This window comes from Pseudonocardia yuanmonensis (assembly GCF_039542425.1).
Lineage (GTDB): Bacteria > Actinomycetota > Actinomycetes > Mycobacteriales > Pseudonocardiaceae > Pseudonocardia > Pseudonocardia yuanmonensis.
Genome location: NZ_BAABIC010000032.1, coordinates 39,899 through 58,449, shown reverse-complemented (window position 1 = coordinate 58,449; position 18,551 = coordinate 39,899). Strand labels below are relative to the sequence as shown.

Genomic DNA, 18,551 nt, shown 5'->3' with positions numbered 1-18,551 from the left:
GATGAGCGAACGGCACTTCCGCTCACTAGGAATGAGCGAGAGTGCCGTTCGTTCAGACGGGTGTGCGGATCGCCGCCGGGTGTGCCGCGCCGGGTCAGGTGAGGTGGCGGACGAACCAGTCCCGCGCCACCGTGCCGGCGAGGTCGAAGTCGTCGACGTACGCGTCGAAGTGCCCGCCCGGGAGGATCTCGAGCGCCTTGGGCTCACGCGCCCGCTCGTAGGCGTCGATCGCGAGGTGGGCGGGTGTGAGGTGGTCCTCCCGCGCGACGACCATGAGCAGCGGCGTCGGGCTGATCCGCGCGATGTACGCCTCGGGCTCGTACTCGCCGAGCATCTCGACGGTCCGCAGGGTCACCTCGTTGCGCCAGGACGGGGCGCGGAGCTTGCCGGTCTCGGTGAACCAGGTCCACGAGTCCGGCGTCGGGAGGGCCGAGGGCGCCAGCGGGTCCTCCGCCACCACGGGCACCATGGCGGGTGGGTCGCCGACGTACCGGGCCGCGCGGTCGGCGTCGAACATCTCCCGGAAGCCCGCCCGGAAGTCCGCCCGGACCAGCTCGCCGATGTTCTTCGAGCCGCTGACCATCGGGACCTGGGAGACCACGGCCTTGACCCGGCGGTCGATCGCGCCGACCACCAGCACGTGTCCACCGGAGTAGCTGGAGCCCCAGACCCCGATGCGGGTGGCGTCGACCTCGTCGAGCGTGGTCGCGTAGGTGATCGCGTGCCGGTAGTCGCGGACCTGCGCGACCGGGTCGATCTCCTGCCGCGGCTCGCCGTCGCTGGCGCCGAAGTTGCGGTTGTCGAAGACCAGGGCGTTCAGCCCCGCCGCCGCGAAGTGCTCGGCGTAGCGGTCCAGGTACATCTCCTTCACCGCGGAGAAGCCGTGCGCCAGCACGATCGTCGGGGCGCGGCCGGTCGCGCCCTCCGCGCGGTAGAACCAGCCGCGCAGGGTGGTGCCCTCGGCGTCGAACTCGACGTCCCGTCGCGTCATCGCGACCTCCTGGAGGATCGGGGCCCACCAGTCTCGTCGGCCCGGCCGCGCGCGTCCAGACACTTGACCTGAAGCGAACTTCAGCTCCTACCGTCGCCCGCATGGACGTCAACACCTGGAGCGCCCTGCGCACCGCCTCCCGGGAGCGGGAAGAGACGCGGGCGCCGGTGCCCGTCACCCTGCGGCGGATCGCGGGGTTCGCGAGGCCGCACAAGCGGCGGATCGCCGCGTTCGTGCTGCTCAGCGTGGCGGGGGCGGTGCTGACCGTCGTGACGCCGTTGCTGGCCGGCCGGGTGATCGACGCGATCGACGCCCGGGAGGGGCTGCGCGTCGTCGGCGGGCTGGCCGGGCTGATCGCCGTCGTCGCGGTGGCCGAGGCCGGGCTGGGGCTGCTCACCCGCTGGTTCTCCGCGACCATCGGCGAGGGGCTGATCCTGCAGCTGCGGACCGCGGTGTTCGACCACGTGCAGCGCATGCCGGTCGCGTTCTTCACCCGGACCCGCACGGGTGCGCTGGTCAGCCGCCTGAACAACGACGTCCTGGGCGCGCAGCGGGCCTTCAGCGACACCCTGTCCGGGGTGGTCGGCAACCTCGTGACGCTGGTCCTCACGCTCGCGGTGATGCTGAGCATCTCCTGGCAGGTCACCCTGCTCGCGCTGCTCCTGCTGCCGGTGTTCGTGGTGCCGGCGCGGCGGATGGGTTCCCGGCTGGCGCGGCTGCAGCGCGAGGCCGCCGACCACAACGCCGCGATGAGCACGCAGATGACCGAGCGGTTCTCCGCGCCCGGCGCCACGCTCGTCAAGCTGTTCGGGCGGCCGGCGGACGAGTCGGCGGAGTTCGCGGCGCGGGCCGGCCGGGTGCGCGACATCGGCGTGCGGTCGGCGATGGTGCAGTGGGTGTTCGTGACGGCGTTGACGCTGGTCTCGGCCCTGGCGCTCGCGCTCGTCTACGGCGTCGGCGGCGGGCTCGCGCTGGGCGGGATGCTGGCCCCGGGTGCCGTCGTGTCCCTCGCGATGCTGCTGACCAGGCTCTACGCGCCGCTCACCGCGCTGGCCGGGGCGCGGGTCGAGGCGATGGGCGCGGTCGTCAGCTTCGAGCGGGTGTTCGAGGTGCTGGACCTGGACCCGGCGATCCAGGACCCGGCGGAGCCGCGGGCGCTGCCCGACGGACCGCTCGACGTGCGGTTCTCCCACGTCGACTTCGCCTACCCGGCCGCCGCGCGGGTGTCGCTGGCGTCGCTGGAGGAGGTCGCGACGCTCGACACCCGCGGCGGCGACCCGGTGCTGCACGACGTCTCGTTCACCGTCCCGGCCGGCTCGCTGACCGCGCTGGTCGGCAGCTCCGGGGCCGGCAAGTCGACGATCGCGCAGCTGCTCGCCCGGCTCTACGACGTCGACGGCGGCGCGGTGACGGTCGGCGGCGTCGACGTCCGGGACCTGCGGGCGGCGGACCTGCACGGCGACGTCGGGTTCGTGACGCAGGACGGCCACCTCTTCCACGACACGATCCGCGCGAACCTGCTGCTCGCGGCACCCGGGGCGGGCGAGGACGAGCTGTGGGCGGCGCTCCGGCGGGCCCGGCTCGGCGCACTGGTCGCGGCGCTGCCGGACGGGCTCGACACCGTCGTCGGCGAGCGGGGGTACCGACTCTCCGGCGGGGAGCGGCAGCGGCTGACGATCGCGCGGCTGCTCCTCGCCAGGCCGCGGATCGTGGTGCTCGACGAGGCCACCGCGAGCCTCGACTCGACCTCGGAGGCGGCGGTGCAGGCCGCGCTGGCCGAGGCGCTGGACGGGCGGACGGCGCTGGTGATCGCGCACCGGCTGTCCACCGTGCGCGACGCCGACCAGATCCTCGTCGTGGAGCAGGGGCGGATCGTGGAACGCGGCACGCACGAGGCGCTCCTCGCCCGGGACGGCCGCTACGCCGAGCTCTACCGCACCCAGTTCGACGAGCCCGAGCCCGCCGCCGCCTGACCCTCGTGAGTGGCGACAGTTGCGGCTATCGCCACTCACGGGGGACCAGGGCCACGATGCCGTCGAGCATCCTCGCCAGGCCGGTCTCGACGATCGTGTCGAGGTCGAAGCCCGTGTCGGCGTGCAGGAAGACCCGCACGGATTTGGGGAAGGAGCCGGACTTCATGACCGCGCGGGTCTCGACCTCGCGAGCGCGGATCCACTGCCAGGGCGTCACGCCCGTCTCGGCCTCCTCCCGCGCCTCCGCCTCAGCGCTCGGTGATCGCCCCGCTCAGCGCCCGATGATCGCTCCGCTCAGCGCCCGATGATCGCTCCGCTCAGCGCCGGAAGTCGTCCGGCGTGACGTCGTCGAGGAACTCGCGGAACTCCCGCAGCTGCTCGGCGGGCGGGGCGTCCGTACCGTCGGGGAACACCTCCGAGGTGTCCTGCCCGACCTCGTCGAGGATCGCGTCGGCGACCCCGATCGCCAGCCCCTCGCGCACCGCGACGGCCAGCGCGTCGCTCGGCCGGACCTTCACCCGCACCTCGGCCGCCGCCTCGTCGCGCAGCACGAGCTCGGCGGTGTAGACGCCGTCGACCAGGTCGGTGATCTCCGCGCCGGTGAGCCGCGCGCCGAGCGCACCGACGAGCGGGACCAGGATGTCCTGCACGAGGGAGGTCTCGGCAGCGGCCGGGTCCCCGCCGGTGCGCGGACCCACCGCGATCACCTCGGCCTGCTGGGGGCGCAGGAAGATCGGCACGCACCGCGAGCCGTCGATCTCGCCGAGCACGAGCACCGGCTGCCGGCTCCGTGCGTGGACGACCAGCCGCAGCACCTGCATCGGACGCATCCGCTCAGTGTGCTGGATCACACGTGCACGCCCTGTCTCAAATGGAGACTGCTAACGGCAGGGAGCGCGACCGCGAGCCCGGACGTGTGACGGACCGCGCCGCCCAGGTCGCCGCCCAGGCCACGGCGGTCGCCGACGCCTGGTCCGCGCCCGGTGCCCCGCCGAGCTGGTGGCTCACCGCCGCCCTGCTCCGCGGCATCGCGACGGACGAGGTACTGCTCGGCATCGCCGCCGACCTGCCCCCCGACCGCCAGCCCGCCCTCCTGCTCTCCGCCGCCGTCCGCCGGCTGGCCGACGAGCGCGCCGGGGACCTCGCCCGCTACTTCCCGGTGCCCGGCGGCGCGCAGCCGGCCCGGGACGACGGCTTCGGCCCCGCGCTCGCCGCCTTCGCCCGCGCCGAGCGGGCGGAGCTCGCCCGGCTGTGCGCGGGGCACCGCTACCAGATGACCGAGGTCGCGCGGTGCCTCGACGTGCTGCCGGTGCTCGCCGCGATCGCCGCCGACGATCCGCGCCCGCTCGCGCTGGTCGACCTCGGCACCGGCGCGGGCCTGGGCCTGCGCCCCGACCGCTACGCCTACCGCTACCGACTGCCGGGCGGCCGGGAGCTGCGTTGCGGCCACGGCCCCCTGGAGCTGTCCTGCGAGGTCCGCGGGGCCGCTCCGCCGATCCCGGCGCAGCCGCCGGCGATCGCCGCACGGGTGGGCGTCGACGTCGAGCCGCACGATCTCGCCGACCCCGCCACGCGGGCCTGGCTCGCCGCCTGCGTGCCGCCCGAGGCCGGCGCGGTGCAGCGGTTCGCCGCTGCGACCGAGCTGGCCCTGGCCGAGCCGGCTCCGATCGTGCGCGGCGACGTCGTCGACGCCCTGGCCGGGGCCGTCGCGACGCTGCCGCTGGAGGCGCTGGTGTGTCTGGTGGACACCTACGTGCACGTGTTCCTCGGGCCGGAGCGGCTGGCCGCGTTCGACGCCGAGCTGGTCCGGCTCGGCCGGGATGTCGAGTGGATCTCGATCGACCCGCTGGTCCCGCTGGGGCCCGGGGCGCGCGCGACGGTCCAGGGCCTCGACGTGCCCGACCACTGGATCGCGGAGAACCGCGAGGGCGGGGTGTTCGGCGTGGTCGGACGGGTCTCGGTGCGCGACGGCGAGCGGCGCGGGAGGGTGCTCGGGCGGGCCCACCCGAGCGCGGCCTGGCTGGAGTGGCTCCCGCGCTGACTCCCGACCGTCGTCCGGCCGGATCGGCTCCCGGGTCGAGCCCTGATCGGGTTACGGTGCCCGGGTGCGGGGACGAGGGCGTCGCGCGGTGGACGGAGCCGCCACGGGGTGGGTTCCGCTGTGGATCGTGGTCTTCGCCGTCGCGTACGGCACGAACGTCCCCACCCCGCTGCTGTTGCACTACCGCGCCACGCTCGGGTTCTCGCCGACCGCGCTGACCACCGCCTTCGGGGTGTACGCGGCCGGGCTGGTGCCGGCCCTGCTGCTCGCGGGGCCGCTGTCGGACAAGGTCGGCCGGCGCCGGGTGGTGGTCCCGTTCGTGGCGCTCGCGCTGGTCACCACGCTGGCCTTCCTCGCCGTGCCCGCCGCGCCGTGGGTGCTGTTCGCCGGGCGGTTCCTGCAGGGCGCGGTGTCCGGGGTGGTGTTCAGCGTGGGCACCGCCTGGCTCGGCGAGCTGATGTCCGCCACCGGCGACGGCGGTGCGCGGGCCGCCCGGCTGACCGCCGTCGCCCTGGGTGGCGGCTGGGCGCTCGGCCCGCTGGTGTCGGGGCTGCTCGGGCAGTGGGCGCACGCGCCCGCGGTGCTGCCGTACCTGGTGCACGTCGGCCTCATGCTGCCCGCGCTCGCGCTGCTCCCGAGGGTCCCGGAGACGCTGCCGCCCGAGCGGCGACGGACCGGCGGCCCGCTGGTGAACCTCGGCGTCCCGCGCGGGTCGGGCCGGGCGTTCGGGCTGGTGGTCGTGCCGATCGCGATCGGGGTGTTCGCCTACGCCGCGACCGCGGTCAACGTGCTGCCCCTGCAGCTGGAGCCGGTGATGCCGGGTATCGGCGTGGCCGTCACCGGGCTGGTGGCGGGGCTGACCATGGGCACCGGCGTCGTCGTCCAGCCGCTGGTCCGCCGCCTCGGGACGACCTGGCCCGGCGCGATCGCGCTCGTTCTCGGCGCCGCCGGCATCGCCCTCGGGCTGCTGGCGGACGTCAGCGGGGCCTGGCCGCTCGTCCTGCCCGTGTCCGTGCTGCTCGGCCTGGCCTACGGGATCTGCCTGGCGACCGGGCTCACGCTCGTCGCGATGCTGGCCGACCCCGCTGCCCGCGGCGCCCTCACCGGCACCTTCTACGCGTGCTCCTACCTGGGCTTCTTCGTGCCCGTGCTGCTCGCGGTCGTGGGCGGCGGGCGCAGTTTCGTGCCCGGCCTCGCCGGCCTCGCGGTGGTGTCGGCAGTGGCCGCGGCCTGGCTGGCGAGCCCGGCCGCGCGGGCGCTCGTCACCCCGCGGTCGGCTCGCCCGGCTCCGGAGGTCACCCCGCGGCCGCCCACTGCGCCAGGTCCTCCCGCGCCGCGAGGGCCCGGCGCGCCGCGCTCGGCGGCTCCCCCACCACCCGTGTGAAGGCCCGGCTGAACGCCGCCTCGGACCGGTAGCCCAGGTCCGCCGCGATCCGGGCCACGGTGTCGCCGCCGGCCAGCCGGTCCAGCGCGACGTGCATCCGCCACCGGGTCACGTACGCCATCGCCGGCTCGCCGACCAGCGCGGTGAAGCGAGCCGCGAAGGCCGACCGGGACATCGCGACCTCCGCCGCGAGCGCCGCGACCGACCAGTCCCGCGCAGGGTCCCGGTGCACCAGCGCCAGCGCGCGACCGATCTGCGGGTCGGCAAGCGCGCCGAGCCAGCCGGTGCGGGCCGCGGCGTCGGTCGCCATCCAGGTCCGGATCGCCTGGATGACCAGGACGTCGGCGAGCCGGGTGATCACGGCCTCGCCGCCGGGCCGCAGCTCCTCCACCTCCAGCGCGATGAGCCTCAGGGTGTCGCGCAGCCGGTCGGTCAGGGGCGACACCGGCACGTGGATCAGGCCCGGCAGCAATCCGACGAGCGTGCGCGCGGCGGGATGATCGAAGCGGACCGCGCCGCAGACCATCGTCGCCGGCGCCCCGCCGCCGCCGTGCCGGAGCACGGCGTAGCGCGAGTCCGGCATTTCGTGCGGGATCGCGAGGATGGACGGCGCCGATGCCGCCGCGTCGCTGCGCAGCACGTGCCCGTCCCCGCGCGGGACCAGGACGAGATCGCCCTCGCCGAGCTCCCGCGCGCCGTGGCCCACCTCGAGCAGGCACCCGCCCGCCGTCACGACGTGGAACCACAGGCACCCCGGCATCGCCGGCAGCGTGAAGCCCCACGGTGCGGTGAGCTCGGAGCGGCAGTAGAAGGTGCCGCTCATCCGCAGCACGTGCAGGGCCTCCCCGACGGCGTCGGTCGGCGTCCACGGCGGGTGCAGCGTCATGGCCCCACTGTCGCGGCCGTCCGGCCGCGCGTCCAGGGCGCCTGGACGTTCGAGCAAGGAACGTGGATCCCGGGCCGTTCCCCGTCCTGTCCCCGGGCCCCAGGCTGGACGCACACCGACCGACGGAAGGGACCCGACATGATCACCGTTCTGGGCGCCACGGGGAACACCGGCGGACGGGTCGCGGCGCGGCTCGCGGAGGCCGGCCAGCAGGTCCGGGCGGTCTCCCGCTCCGGCCGCGCCGTGCCCGGGGCCGAGCCGTGGCAGGGCGACGCCACCGACCGCGACTTCCTGACCCGCGCCTTCACCGGCGCCGACGCGGCCTACGTGCTGCTGCCGTCCGACCTGTTCGCGCCGGACTACCACGCCGTGCAGGACCGGCTCGGCGAGGCGGTCGCCGCGGCGCTGCGGGCGGCCCGGGTGCCGTACGTCGTGGCGCTGAGCGCGCTGGGCGCCGAGGTGCCCGCGGGCACCGGCTACCTGACCGCGCTGCACCGCCAGGAGCAGCGGCTGCGCCGGCTCCACGCGGACGTGCTTCTCCTGCGCCCCGGGCTGTTCTTCGAGTCGTTCCTGCACGGCCTCGACGCCATGCGGTCGGAAGGCGTCCACGCGGACACCGTCGACCCGGACGTCCGGCTGCCGATGATCGCGACCCGGGACGTCGGGGACGCGGCCGCGGACGCCCTCCTCACCCGCACCCGCACCGGCGTGCGCGAGCTGCTCGGCCCGGCCGAGCTCACCGTGCCCGAGGCGGTCGCCGAGTTCGGGCCGCGGGTCGGGCTGCCGGACCTCGGCTACGTCCGGGTGCCGGAGGAGGCGATGGTCGGCGCACTGGTGGAGGCCGGGATGCCGCCGGACGTGGCCGCGCTGCACGTGGAGATGAACGCGGCCTTCAACTCCGGGCTCGTCCGGTCCTCCGGCCGGACGGCCGACGCGACCACCCCCACGACCGTCGCGACCTGGGCCGACGGCCTGGGGGTGACGGCGTGATCCTCCACGTTCTCGTCACTGTGACGATGATCGGCACCGCACTGCTGGCCGGGCTCTTCCTCGGCTTCTCGGTCGCCGTGATGCCCGGGCTGCACCGCCGGCCCGCGGCGGAGGCGGCGGGCGCGATGCAGGCGATCAACCGGGCGATCGTGAACCCGGTGTTCACCACGCTGTTCGTCGGCACCGGCCTGCTCGCCCTCCCGACCGCGGTCCTCGCGGCGCTCGCCGACGCCTGGTCCGTGGTCGCGGGGGCGGTGCTCGCGGTGCTGGGCGGGCACGTGATCACGGTCGCGGTGAACATCCCGCTGAACACCGCGCTCGACCGCTCCCCGGCCGACGGCGAGGCCTGGGAGCGGTTCGAGCGGCCGTGGATCCGCGCGCACACCGTGCGGACGCTGCTCACGGTGGCCGCGGTCGTACTGCTCGTGGTGTGACCGAGCGGGGGATGGCCCGGGGCGGGCGGACGGGGCAGAGTGGGTGCCCGGTCCGCTTCCCCCGGGCCCGTCCCTTGTTCGGCACGACCCTCGGGGGAACCGGTGCATCCGTACGAGCGCCGCCGTCACGCCGCCCTGCGCGCGGACCAGGAGATCATCGGCCGGGCCGCGGCCTGGCTGCGGCACGACGCCGTCCAGGCCCAGTACGCCGGGCTCACGCATCCGGAGTACGCCTTCGGACTCGCCTCGCTGCTCGACGAGATCGCCCTCCGGGCGGCCGACGACGAGCACCTGCGCACCCATGCCGTCCGGGTCTGCCGGACCATGCTCGGCGACCGGATGGACATGCCGGCGACCCGCCGCACCCGCCGCCGGTGACCGCTACGCGGGCTTGTCGCCCTTGGCGAGGAAGCGGTGGTAGAGCAGGGCAGCCAGGGCGCCGCCGACGACCGGGCCGAGCAGGTAGGCCCACAGGGTGCTGAACTCGCCGGCCACGATCGCGGGCCCGAGGGTCCGGGCCGGGTTGACCGACCCGCCGGTGACCGGGCCCGCGATGAAGACCGCGACGGCCAGGGCCGCGCCCACCGCGACCGGCGCGAGGCTCGGGTGCACCCGGTCGTCCGTGGCGACGGAGACGACCACGAAGACCAGCAGGAAGGTCACGAGGAGCTCGACGAGGAAGGTCGTTGCGCCGCCGACGCCGGACGCCGGTGCCGTTGCGGCCAGGGCGGCCTCGTCCCGGCCGGGGTTGCCGAAGGTCAGCCAGGTCGCGAGGGCGCCGAGGATCGCACCGACGATCTGCGCGATCACGTACGCGGGCACGAGCCGCCACGGGAAGGCGCCCGTCGCCGCGAGCCCGATCGTCACGGCCGGATTGACGTGTCCACCGGACACGTGGCCGATCGACGCCACGACGACGAGGAGGGCCAGCCCGAAGGCCAGCGGGATCGCCAGCGAGTCGTACACCGGCCCCGCGACCGGCCGGTCGAGCGTCGCGGCGACGGCGACGGCGGTGCCGCCGTAGATCAGGACGAAGGTGCCGATGAGCTCGGCCACCGTCGCGGCCGTGCTGCGGACCCCGATGCGGGAGCCGTACAGGCCGGGCGGGGCGCTGGACTCGGTGCGGGTGTCGATGTCGGTCACGGGGACCTCCGGCGGTGTGCGGTGGAGACCGGACGACGGGCGTCGCCCGGCGGTGGCCGCGGGATAACACCGATTCGTCCCTTCACACCGCCTGTCTGCACCGTTCGCGGCCGGAAACTCGCCCGGGTGATCGTCCCCAGCCGTGGGGAGTTGTCCACAGGTCCGTCCACACCTGTGCACCGAACGCGCGTTCGATCCGTGCTCACGGGCTCGGCGCCCCGCTGCCGGCCTCCAGACCCCCGGCCACGTCGAGCACGACCAGGGCGGACCGGGCGTCGACGACTGCCCACGAGGATCGCAGGTCGAGCCCGCTGAGCGCCTCGATGCGGCGCAGCCGCTGGCTCACGGTGTTCGGGTGCAGGGTGAGCGCCCGTGCGGTCGCCCGCCGGTCCAGCCCCTGGTCGAGGTGGGTCCGCAAGGTCCGGAGCAGGGCCGTGCCGTGCTCGCGGTCGTGCCGGATCAACGGACCGAGGGTGCGGTCGGCGTACGCCCGCAGCGGATCGGGGTCACCGAGCTGCAGGAGCAGGCCGGCGACCCCCAGGTCGTCGAGGGCGATCGTCGGTCCCGTGGCCCCGTGGGCACGGCCGCCGGCGTCGGCGACCGCGAGCGCGCCCCGGGCGATGCGGTAGGCCTCGGCGAACCCGGCCCCGGCGGGGACCGGGCCGGAGACGGCGACCCTGGCGTCGTCGATCCCGCGGGCCGAGACGAGGGCGCGTCGGAGGTCCTCCGCGGGGACGCCGTCCCCGTCCGGCCACAGCGCCACGACCGCGTCCCGGTGCTGGGCGACCACCGGCCGCGGCCGGATGCCCGCGGCCAGCCTGGCCGCCTCGACCACCGCGCGCTGCAGCGCGGCCGGCGGGGCGGCGGCGCCCTCGGCCGTCACCCGGGCGACGAGGGCGCGGTGCGGGCGGCCGAGGTCGTGGCCGAGCAGGGCCGCCCGGTCCCGGACCGGTGCCGAGCCCGGATCCGCCCCGGCGAGCAGGTCCGCCAGCAGCTCGCCGCGCAGGTTCTGCTCGACCTCGAGCGCGGTCCGCTGCCGCAACAGCTCGAGCGACAGCACGATCGACGCGTGCTCCAGCGCCCGCCGGGCCAGCGGCTCCAGGGCGCCGGCGCGGGCGGGCACCAGGACCCGTGCCGCGACCTCGCCGGCGAGTACGACGTCGGCCACGACCTCGTCTCCCCGTGTGCGGACCAGCGGCGCACCCGGCGGCCGCGGCCCCGACCCGGCCGGGTCGACGAACGCGGGCTCCGGCTCGGGCTCCACGGGGTCGCCGCACGCGGCCAGCAGCCCGCCGCGCGCGTCGCGGACCACGACCGGCGTGCCGAGCAGGTCGTGCAGGGCGGTGGCGATGCCGGCCACCCCGCCGGCCCGGACCGCCACCCGCAGCAGCCGCTCGTGGATCTCCTCCGAGCGCGTCACCAGCTGGTGCTGGTGCCGCAGGTCCTCCAGGACGTGGGCCGAGGTGATCGCGATCGCCGCGTGCTCGGCCAGCAGCTGCAGCCGGTCGACCTCCTCCTCCGCGAACTCGTGCACGGCCGACCGGTAGCTGTTCAACGTCCCGATCACGCCCGACGCCGTGACCAGCGGCACCGACAGCATCGAGCGGTAGCCCTGCTCCCGGGCGACACCGCCCCAGATGAAGTTCGGCTCCCGGGAGATGTCCGCGACCGCACACGGCCGTCCCGAGCGGAAGGCCCGGCTCGACGGCGCGCCGCCGCTCGCGTCGGCCTCCAGCCGGACCGGCCGGTCGGAGTTCACCCGCGCGACGTACTCCTCCGTCAGCCCGCTCCACCCGGCGATGACCAGGTTCCGCTCGGCGGCGTCGGGCACCAGCACGCCGCAGAAGTCCAGCCCCAGCAGGGTGCGGGCCGTCGCGGCGACCAGGTCGAGCACGTCCCGCAGGCCGCGGCCGGCGTTGACGGCGGCCGTCAGCGCACCGATCGCGGCCAGCCAGGTCCGTAGCCCGGGCGCGTCGTCGCTCACCGGTGCAGTGTCCCGACCGACACCAGATGCCGCAAACAATGTCTCGGCGGACATCGTCGCCGCCCCCGGCTCTCGCCAGACTCGATCCCACTCGCTCGCACCACGAAAGGGCCAGGATGTCGACGACGACCACCTCTCCCCCTCCCGTCCGCACCGCGACCGCGACCGCCGACCGGCCGGTGCTGGACCCGGCCACCGGGGCGGTGATCCGGACGGTGCCGGACAGCACCCTCGCCGAGGTCGACGCCGCCGTCGCCCGGGCCCGGGCCGCCTTCACCGGCGGCGACTGGCCGGCCCTGTCCCGGACGCAACGCGGCCGGCTCCTGCTCCGCGCCGCCGACGTGATCGAGGCGCGGGCCGAGACGCTGTACCGGCTGGAGACCCGCAACAACGGCCGCCCGGTCACCGAGACCCGGGCCCAGCTCTCCCGGGTGCCGGAGTGGTTCCGCTACAACGCGGGCCTGCTCGCCGCCCGGCGCGACGCGGTCCTGCCCTCCGACGGCCCGTACCTCACCTACCAGCGGCGCGCACCGCTTGGCGTCTGCGGGATCATCACGCCCTTCAACCACCCGCTGCTGATCCTCGCCCGCAGCCTCTCGGCCGCGCTGGCGACCGGCAACACCGTCGTGGTCAAGCCGTCGGAGACCACCCCGCTGTCCACCCTCGCCCTGGTCGACCTGCTGGCCGAGGCCGGGATCCCCGACGGCGTCGTGACCGTGGTGACCGGCGGCCGTGAGGTCGGGGAACGGCTCACCGGCCACCCCGACGTCGCCAAGATCACCCTGACCGGCGGGACCGAGGCGGGCCGCGCCGCCGCCGTCGCCACCGCGCGCCGGTTCGCCCGGGTCACTGCCGAGCTCGGCGGCAAGACCCCGATCGTCGTGTTCGACGACGTCGCTCCCGAGGTCGCCGCCGAGGGCGCCGCGTTCGCCGCCTTCGTCGCCGCCGGGCAGTCCTGCGTGGCCGGCTCCCGGTTCCTCGTGCAGCGCGGGAGCTACGAGCGCTTCGTCGCCGCGCTGGCCCGCCGGGCCGATGCGATCCGGATCGGCGACCCGTCCGACCCGCGCACCCAGCTCGGCCCCATGATCAGTGCGGCTCAGCGGGACCGGGTGCTCGACCTGGTCGCGGCCGGCCGCGCCGAGGGCGGCCGGGTGGTCGCCGGGGGCCGGGCGCCCGACCTGCCGGCCCCGCTCGACGGCGGGTTCTTCCTGCGCCCGACCGTCCTCGCCGACGCCACCGTCGACATGCGGGTGGCGCAGGAGGAGATCTTCGGCCCGGTCGCCGTCGTGGTGCCGTTCGACGACGAGGCCGACGCGCTGGCCAAGGCCAACGACAATCGCTTCGGCCTGGGCGCCGGCGTCTGGACCCGGGACCTGGCGCGCGCGCACCGCGTCGCCGACCGGATCGAGGCCGGGATGGTCTGGGTCAACGACCACCACCGCCTCGAGCCCTCCCTGCCGTGGGGCGGGATCAAGGAGTCCGGGACCGGCCGCGACGCCGGTACGGAGTCCTTCGACGACTTCACCTGGATCAAGACCGTCGTCGTGCGCACCGCCGCCGACGACGTCGACTGGTACGGCGCCGATCCCTCCGCGGACGACGCGCCGGTCCGTCTCAACTGACCCGTCCCGACCCGGCGAAGGAGCCGATCATGTCGACCACCTCCGCGCCGAACCCGCCGGGCCCGCCCGGCTGGCGCACCGTCATCACCCGCACCCAGTGGCTCGTGCTGGCCGGCACCACGATGGGCTGGGCCCTCGACGGGTTCGCGGGCAGCCTGTACTCGCTGATCCTCGGCCCCGCGATGACCGAGCTGCTGCCGCACAGCGGGATCGCCGTGAACGGCGGCAGCATCGGGCTCTACGGCGGCCTCACCGTCGCCCTGTTCCTCTTCGGCTGGGGCACGGGCGGGATCCTGTTCGGGATCCTGGCCGACTACTTCGGCCGTGTCCGGGTCCTCTCCGCCGGCATCGTGACCTATGCGGTCTTCACCGCCCTGGCGGCGTTCGCCGACACCTGGTGGCAGCTGGGCGTGCTGCGCTTCGTCGCCGGTCTCGGGTCCGGGGTGGAGGCGCCGGTCGGCGCCGCCCTGGTCGCCGAGGTCTGGCGCAACCGCTACCGGGCACGCGCGTGCGGCGTGATGATGTCCGGCTACGCGATGGGCTTCTTCCTCGCCGCGCTGGCCTACGCGATCCTCGGCGGCCACGGCTGGCGGCTGATGATGGGCATCGCCGTGCTGCCCGCGCTGCTCGTGTACTTCATCCGCCGGCACGTGCCCGAGCCGCCGGAGGTCCGGCAGGGCATCCGGGCCCGGCGGGAGCGGAGGGCGAGCGGCCGGCGGACCGACGAGGACCGGTTCGTGCTGCACCGGCTGCTCACGCCGCCGCTGCTGAGGCGCACCCTCGTCGGCACGGCGCTGGCCACCGGCTCGCTCGTCGCCTTCTGGAGTGTGTCGACCTGGTACCCGCAGGTGATCCGGCAGGCCGCGGCGGCGGCCGATCTGGCCCCCGAGGTCGCCAACGGTCGCGTGGCCGTGGCCTCCATGCTGTTCAACGCCGGCGGCATCCTCGGCTACGCGACCTGGGGCTTCCTCGCCGACGCGATCGGCCGGCGGAAGGCCTTCGCCACCAGCTTCGCGATCTCGGCCGCGAGCGTGGCGTTCCTGTTCCCCTTCCCGCACGGCTGGGCCGTGTTCCTGGTCGGCATCCCGGTGGCCGGATTCGGCCTGTACGGCGCGCTGTCCGGGATCCTCGTCTACGGCCCGGAGCTCTTCCCGCCCTCCGTCCGCGCCACCGGCATGGCGCTCTACAACGGCATCGGCCGCTACCTCACCGCCGCGGGACCGCTCGTCGCCGGCGTGATCGCCGCGTCGTGGTTCGGTGGCGACCTCGGACTGGCCACCACCTGCGTGGTCGCCGTCGGGATGCTCGGCGCGCTCGGGCTGTTCTTCGCCCCCGAGACCCGCGGCGCACCCCTGCCCACGGATCCGGCCACCACCCCCACCCCCACCGAGGAGGCCCACCGATGACCGGCTACGAAGGCGCCCGCGCCGCCGTGATCGGCGGCTCGATCGGCGGGCTCACCACCGCGCTGCTGCTGCGCGACCTCGGGTTCGAGGTCGACGTCTTCGAGCGCACCCCCACCCCGCTCGACGGGCGCGGCGGCGGGATCGTGCTGCAGCCCGACACGGTCCGGTGGTTCGCCGAGCGCAGCGACCAGGATCCGGAGGCGCTGTCCACCGCCACCGAGTTCGTGCAGTACCTCGACCGCGCGAACGGCGTGGTGCACCGCGACCGGCGGCGCTGGACCTACACCTCCTGGGGCACGTTCTACCGCGCCCTGCTGGCCGACTTCGGGACCGAGCGGTACCACCTGGGCGAGTTCGCCTGCGGGGTCGCGCAGGACGACGACCACGCCACCGTCCGGTTCGTGACCGGCCGGCGCGCCGAGGCCGACCTCGTGGTCTTCGCCGACGGCATCACCTCGATCGGCCGCTCCCTGCTCGACCCGGAGGCGACGCTGCAGTACTCCGGCTACGTCGGCTGGCGAGGCACGGTGCCGGAACACGAGCTGAGCGAGGGGACCCGCGCGCTGCTCGGCGACGCGATCTCCTACAGCGTCGTGCCGCATTCGCACATCACGCTCTACCCGATTCCCGGCGAGAGCGGCACCGGGCCGCAGCACCGGCTGATGAACTACGTCTGGTACCGCAACGTCCCGGCCGGCGCCGAGCTGGCGGAGATGCTGATCGACAAGCGCGGCTTCACCGGCACGGTCTCGCTGCACCCCGGCCAGGTCCAGGACCGCTACGTCGACGAGATGCGCGAGACCGCCGCCGCCCTGCTCGCCCCGGCCGCCGCGGAGGTCGTCGCCGCCACCGCGCAACCGTACGTCCAGGTCGTGTCCGACGTCCGGTCCTCCCGGATGGCGGACGGCCGGATCGCGCTGATCGGCGACGGTGCCGCGGCTGCGCGCCCTCATGCCGCGGCCGGCACCGCCAAGGCGGCCGCCGACGCCTGGGCCCTCGCCGACGCGCTCACCGCGGCCGACGGCGACGTGCCCGCCGCCCTCCGCAAGTGGGAGCCCGCGCAGCTCGAGCTCGGCGCCCGGCTGCTGGAGCGCGTGAAGGACATGGGCGAGCGCTCGCAGTTCCGCAACACCTGGACCCCCGGCGACCCCACCCTGCGGTTCGGTCTCTACGGCCCCGGCCGCTAGAAAGGATCTCTCCCATGAGCGACACCACCTTCCTGTCCGACCTGCCGCTCGCCGGCTCCCTCGTCGGCACGGACTTCGCCGGCTGGTCCCCCGAGCTGCGGGCCGAGTTCGCGGCCCACGAGTTCGACGGCGAGGTCGGCTCCCGGCTGCTCAGCGCGGACGACCGCGTCCGCGTCTGGGAGATCCGGCTCGCGCCCGGCCAGCGCTGGCACGCCCACCGGCACGTCCTCGACTACTTCTGGACCGCGGTGAACCCGGGCCGCAGCCGCCAGCACACCAGCGACGGCACGACTCGCGAGGTCGCCTACGCCGCCGGCGAGACCCGGCACTTCACCTTCGCCGCCGGACAGTACCTGCTGCACGACATCGAGAACGTCGGCGACACCGACCTGGTGTTCACCACCGTCGAGCACCTCGACAGCGCCAACCAGCCCCTGGACCTGTCGTGATCGGCCCGCTCGCGGACGGCCCGGTCGACGTCCACGCCCACTGGCTGCCGGAGGAGCTCTTCGCCCTCCCACCCGGTGCGCCCTACGGCCCGCTGCACGACCGGGACGGGGAGCTGCACCTCGGTGCGGTGCCGCTGTCCATCGCGACCCGGGCGATGAGCGACGTGCCGGCGATCCGGGCCGACATGGCCGCCGCCGGCATCGGGGTGCGGGTGCTCTCCGCGCCGCCCTTCGCCTTCCCCGTCGCGGGGCCGGCCGCGGCCTACGTCGAGGCGTTCAACAGCGCGCTCGGCGCGATCGTCGCGGGCTCCGGCGGGGCCCTGGTCGGGCTGGGCCTGGTCTCCCTCGACGCACCCGGCCCGGCCACCGCGCAGCTCGAGGAGCTGGCCGGACGGCCCGGGATCGCCGGGGTCGCCGTCCCGCCGCTGCTCGCCGGGGCGTCCCTCGACCGCGGGGTACTGCGGCACGTCCTCGGCGAGGCGTCCCGGCTCGGACTGTCCGTGCTGGTCCACCCGATGCAGCTGCCGCGCCCGGAGTGGGCCGACCACTACCTCGCCAACCTCGTGGGAAACCCGGTCGAGACGGCCACCGCGGTCGCGGCGCTGCTGCTCGGCGGCGTCCGCGAGGCCCTGCCGGACCTGCGGGTGTGCTTCGTCCACGGCGGGGGCTGCACCCCGGGGCTGCTCGGCCGCTGGGACCACGGCTGGCGCACCCGGCCCGATGTCCGGCGGGACTCGACCCGTCCGCCCGGGGAGGCCGTGCGCGCCCTGTGGTTCGACACCGTCACCCATGATCCGGGGCTACTCGACCTGCTGGTCGCACGGGTCGGCAAGGAGGCGGTGGTGTGCGGCAGCGACCACCCCTTCGACATGGCACAGCGTGACCCCGTCGGGTTCGCCACCGGCGTCGGGCTCGACGCCGCCGCGCTGACCGCCAACGCCCGCGCCTTCCTGGGGGCCGGCCGGTGAGCGCCCTGTTCACGCCGGTGACGCTGCGCGGACTCACGCTGCCGAACCGGATCTGGCTCTCACCGATGTGCCAGTACAGCGCGGGCGCGGACGGCGTGCCCACCGACTGGCACCTCGTCCATCTCGGGGCCCGGGTCACCGGCGGGTTCGGGCTCGTCCTCACCGAGTCCACAGCGGTCTCGCCGGAGGCCCGGATCAGCCCGCAGGACACCGGCCTGTGGTCCGACGCCCAGGTCGCGGGCTGGCGGCGGATCACGGGCTTCGCGCACGCCCACGGCACGCCGATCGGTGTGCAGCTCGGGCACGCCGGGCGCAAGGCCGCCACCTTCGCCCCGGGGTCCGGACGGGGGTCCGTCCCGGTCGGCCAGGGCGGGTGGACCGCCCTCGGACCGTCGCCGCTGGCCTACCGCGGCTACGCGACCCCCGCCGAGGCGACGGCCGCCGACCTGGAGCGGATCGTCGCGGACTTCGCGGCGGCGACCGCCCGGGCCGTCGACGCCGGCTTCGACGTCGTCGAGATCCACGGCGGGCACGGCTACCTGCTGCACCAGTTCCTGTCGCCGCTGGCCAACCGGCGCTCGGACCGCTACGGCGGGTCCTTCGACAACCGGGTCCGGCTGCTGCTGGAGGTGGTGGAGGCGGTCCGGGGTGCCTGGCCCGCGGAGCGGCCGCTGCTCGTCCGGATCTCGGCGACCGACTGGGTCGACGGCGGCTGGACGCCGGAGGAGACGGTCGACCTCGCCCCGCTGCTGCAGGACCGCGGGGTCGACCTGGTCGACGTCACCACCGGCGGGCTCGATCCCGACCAGCGCATCCCGGTCGGCCCCGGCTACCAGGTCCCGTTCGCCCGGCGGGTCCGCGCCAAGGCCGCGGTCCCCGTCGCGGCGGTCGGCCTGATCACCGAGCCGGACCAGGCCGAGGCCGTGCTCGACGAGGGATCCGCCGACGTCGTGCTGCTCGCCCGCGAGGCGCTGCGGGACCCGGCCTGGCCGTTGCGCGCGGCGGCGCACCTCGAGCCAGGGACCGTGCGGGACCGCTACCCGCGCCAGTACCTGCGCGCCGCGCCGCCCTCCTGAGCGGACCGGGCCCCGCC

The 18,551-nt window shown here is 75.4% G+C and carries 18 protein-coding genes; 12 read left to right on the top strand and 6 right to left on the bottom strand.

What is annotated here, in order from left to right; translation table 11 throughout:
- Positions 1-94: 94 nt before the first annotated feature.
- Positions 95-991, bottom strand: coding sequence for an alpha/beta hydrolase (locus ABD990_RS31410; RefSeq protein WP_345384423.1), 897 nt, complete (start codon positions 989-991; stop codon positions 95-97).
- 101 nt (positions 992-1,092) lie between these two features.
- On the opposite strand from ABD990_RS31410, the gene ABD990_RS31405 reads away from it, so the two are divergent.
- A complete protein-coding gene (locus ABD990_RS31405; RefSeq protein WP_345384422.1) occupies positions 1,093-2,964 on the top strand; it encodes an ABC transporter ATP-binding protein in 1,872 nt (623 codons plus the stop codon).
- Positions 2,965-2,989: 25 nt separating this feature from the next.
- On the opposite strand, the gene ABD990_RS31400 is transcribed toward ABD990_RS31405, so the two are convergent.
- Positions 2,990-3,181, bottom strand: a complete 192-nt coding sequence (locus ABD990_RS31400; RefSeq protein WP_345384421.1) for a hypothetical protein — start codon at positions 3,179-3,181, stop codon at positions 2,990-2,992.
- A gap of 100 nt (positions 3,182-3,281) precedes the next feature.
- A complete protein-coding gene (locus ABD990_RS31395; protein ID WP_345384419.1) occupies positions 3,282-3,794 on the bottom strand; it encodes a bifunctional nuclease family protein in 513 nt (170 codons plus the stop codon).
- Between the two features lie 41 nt (positions 3,795-3,835).
- Between ABD990_RS31395 and ABD990_RS31390 the strand changes: the two genes are divergently transcribed.
- Positions 3,836-5,005 (top strand): DUF2332 family protein, encoded by a 1,170-nt coding sequence (locus ABD990_RS31390; protein WP_345384418.1) that lies wholly within the window; start codon positions 3,836-3,838, stop codon positions 5,003-5,005.
- Between the two features lie 88 nt (positions 5,006-5,093).
- Positions 5,094-6,389, top strand: a complete 1,296-nt coding sequence (locus ABD990_RS31385; protein ID WP_345384417.1) for an MFS transporter — start codon at positions 5,094-5,096, stop codon at positions 6,387-6,389.
- Here ABD990_RS31385 and ABD990_RS31380 read toward each other — a convergent pair.
- Positions 6,301-7,275 carry an AraC family transcriptional regulator gene (locus ABD990_RS31380; protein ID WP_345384416.1) on the bottom strand — a complete coding sequence of 325 codons (975 nt, stop codon included), beginning with the start codon at positions 7,273-7,275 and terminating at the stop codon, positions 6,301-6,303. The two genes, ABD990_RS31385 and ABD990_RS31380, sit on opposite strands and share 89 nt — an antisense overlap.
- Before the next feature lie 138 nt (positions 7,276-7,413).
- Between ABD990_RS31380 and ABD990_RS31375 the strand changes: the two genes are divergently transcribed.
- From ABD990_RS31375 to ABD990_RS31365, 3 genes are all read left to right on the top strand, one after another.
- Positions 7,414-8,265 carry an NAD(P)H-binding protein gene (locus tag ABD990_RS31375; protein ID WP_345384415.1) on the top strand — a complete coding sequence of 284 codons (852 nt, stop codon included), beginning with the start codon at positions 7,414-7,416 and terminating at the stop codon, positions 8,263-8,265.
- Positions 8,262-8,699, top strand: coding sequence for an anthrone oxygenase family protein (locus tag ABD990_RS31370; RefSeq protein ID WP_345384414.1), 438 nt, complete (start codon positions 8,262-8,264; stop codon positions 8,697-8,699). Before ABD990_RS31375 ends, ABD990_RS31370 begins: the two co-directional genes overlap by 4 nt.
- Positions 8,700-8,801: 102 nt before the next feature.
- The gene (locus ABD990_RS31365; protein WP_345384413.1) at positions 8,802-9,077 is read left to right on the top strand and encodes a hypothetical protein; all 276 of its coding nucleotides are present in this window, start codon (positions 8,802-8,804) and stop codon (positions 9,075-9,077) included.
- A 3-nt stretch (positions 9,078-9,080) separates the two neighbouring features.
- Here the strand turns inward: ABD990_RS31365 and ABD990_RS31360 are convergent, their stop codons facing one another.
- Together ABD990_RS31360 and ABD990_RS31355 are read right to left on the bottom strand one after the other, a co-directional pair.
- On the bottom strand, positions 9,081-9,842 hold the full coding sequence (locus ABD990_RS31360) for an MIP/aquaporin family protein (RefSeq protein WP_345384412.1): 762 nt from the start codon (positions 9,840-9,842) through the stop codon (positions 9,081-9,083).
- A 202-nt stretch (positions 9,843-10,044) separates the two neighbouring features.
- Positions 10,045-11,826, bottom strand: coding sequence for a helix-turn-helix domain-containing protein (locus ABD990_RS31355; protein WP_345384411.1), 1,782 nt, complete (start codon positions 11,824-11,826; stop codon positions 10,045-10,047).
- A gap of 116 nt (positions 11,827-11,942) precedes the next feature.
- On the opposite strand from ABD990_RS31355, the gene ABD990_RS31350 reads away from it, so the two are divergent.
- Genes ABD990_RS31350 through ABD990_RS31325 form a run of 6 tightly spaced genes read left to right on the top strand, consistent with a single transcriptional unit; the run spans position 11,943 to position 18,534 of the window.
- The gene (locus ABD990_RS31350; RefSeq protein WP_345384410.1) at positions 11,943-13,448 is read left to right on the top strand and encodes an aldehyde dehydrogenase family protein; all 1,506 of its coding nucleotides are present in this window, start codon (positions 11,943-11,945) and stop codon (positions 13,446-13,448) included.
- Positions 13,449-13,477: 29 nt separating this feature from the next.
- Positions 13,478-14,854: an MFS transporter gene (locus tag ABD990_RS31345; RefSeq protein WP_345384409.1), complete on the top strand. Its 1,377-nt coding sequence runs from the start codon at positions 13,478-13,480 to the stop codon at positions 14,852-14,854.
- On the top strand, positions 14,851-16,041 hold the full coding sequence (locus tag ABD990_RS31340) for an FAD binding domain-containing protein (RefSeq protein WP_345384408.1): 1,191 nt from the start codon (positions 14,851-14,853) through the stop codon (positions 16,039-16,041). Before ABD990_RS31345 ends, ABD990_RS31340 begins: the two co-directional genes overlap by 4 nt.
- A 14-nt stretch (positions 16,042-16,055) precedes the next feature.
- Entirely contained in the window at positions 16,056-16,490 is a 435-nt protein-coding gene (locus ABD990_RS31335; RefSeq protein ID WP_345384407.1) for a cupin domain-containing protein, read from the top strand.
- Positions 16,487-17,458, top strand: a complete 972-nt coding sequence (locus ABD990_RS31330) for an amidohydrolase family protein (protein WP_345384406.1) — start codon at positions 16,487-16,489, stop codon at positions 17,456-17,458. The genes ABD990_RS31335 and ABD990_RS31330 overlap by 4 nt, the downstream gene beginning before the upstream one ends.
- Positions 17,455-18,534, top strand: coding sequence for an NADH:flavin oxidoreductase/NADH oxidase (locus ABD990_RS31325; RefSeq protein ID WP_345384405.1), 1,080 nt, complete (start codon positions 17,455-17,457; stop codon positions 18,532-18,534). Before ABD990_RS31330 ends, ABD990_RS31325 begins: the two co-directional genes overlap by 4 nt.
- Positions 18,535-18,551 lie beyond the last annotated feature (17 nt).

Excerpts from the sequence above, each read along its gene's own strand:
- ABD990_RS31345 (WP_345384409.1), top strand. The coding sequence starts at position 13,478 with ATGTCGACCACCTCCGCGCCGAACCCGCCGGGCCCGCCCGGCTGGCGC.
- ABD990_RS31335 (WP_345384407.1), top strand. The coding sequence starts at position 16,056 with ATGAGCGACACCACCTTCCTGTCCGACCTGCCGCTCGCCGGCTCCCTC.
- ABD990_RS31340 (WP_345384408.1), top strand. The coding sequence starts at position 14,851 with ATGACCGGCTACGAAGGCGCCCGCGCCGCCGTGATCGGCGGCTCGATC.
- ABD990_RS31390 (WP_345384418.1), top strand. The coding sequence starts at position 3,836 with ATGGAGACTGCTAACGGCAGGGAGCGCGACCGCGAGCCCGGACGTGTG.
- ABD990_RS31410 (WP_345384423.1), bottom strand. The coding sequence starts at position 991 with ATGACGCGACGGGACGTCGAGTTCGACGCCGAGGGCACCACCCTGCGC.
- ABD990_RS31375 (WP_345384415.1), top strand. The coding sequence starts at position 7,414 with ATGATCACCGTTCTGGGCGCCACGGGGAACACCGGCGGACGGGTCGCG.
- ABD990_RS31380 (WP_345384416.1), bottom strand. The coding sequence starts at position 7,275 with ATGACGCTGCACCCGCCGTGGACGCCGACCGACGCCGTCGGGGAGGCC.
- ABD990_RS31395 (WP_345384419.1), bottom strand. The coding sequence starts at position 3,794 with ATGCGTCCGATGCAGGTGCTGCGGCTGGTCGTCCACGCACGGAGCCGG.
- ABD990_RS31350 (WP_345384410.1), top strand. The coding sequence starts at position 11,943 with ATGTCGACGACGACCACCTCTCCCCCTCCCGTCCGCACCGCGACCGCG.
- ABD990_RS31405 (WP_345384422.1), top strand. The coding sequence starts at position 1,093 with ATGGACGTCAACACCTGGAGCGCCCTGCGCACCGCCTCCCGGGAGCGG.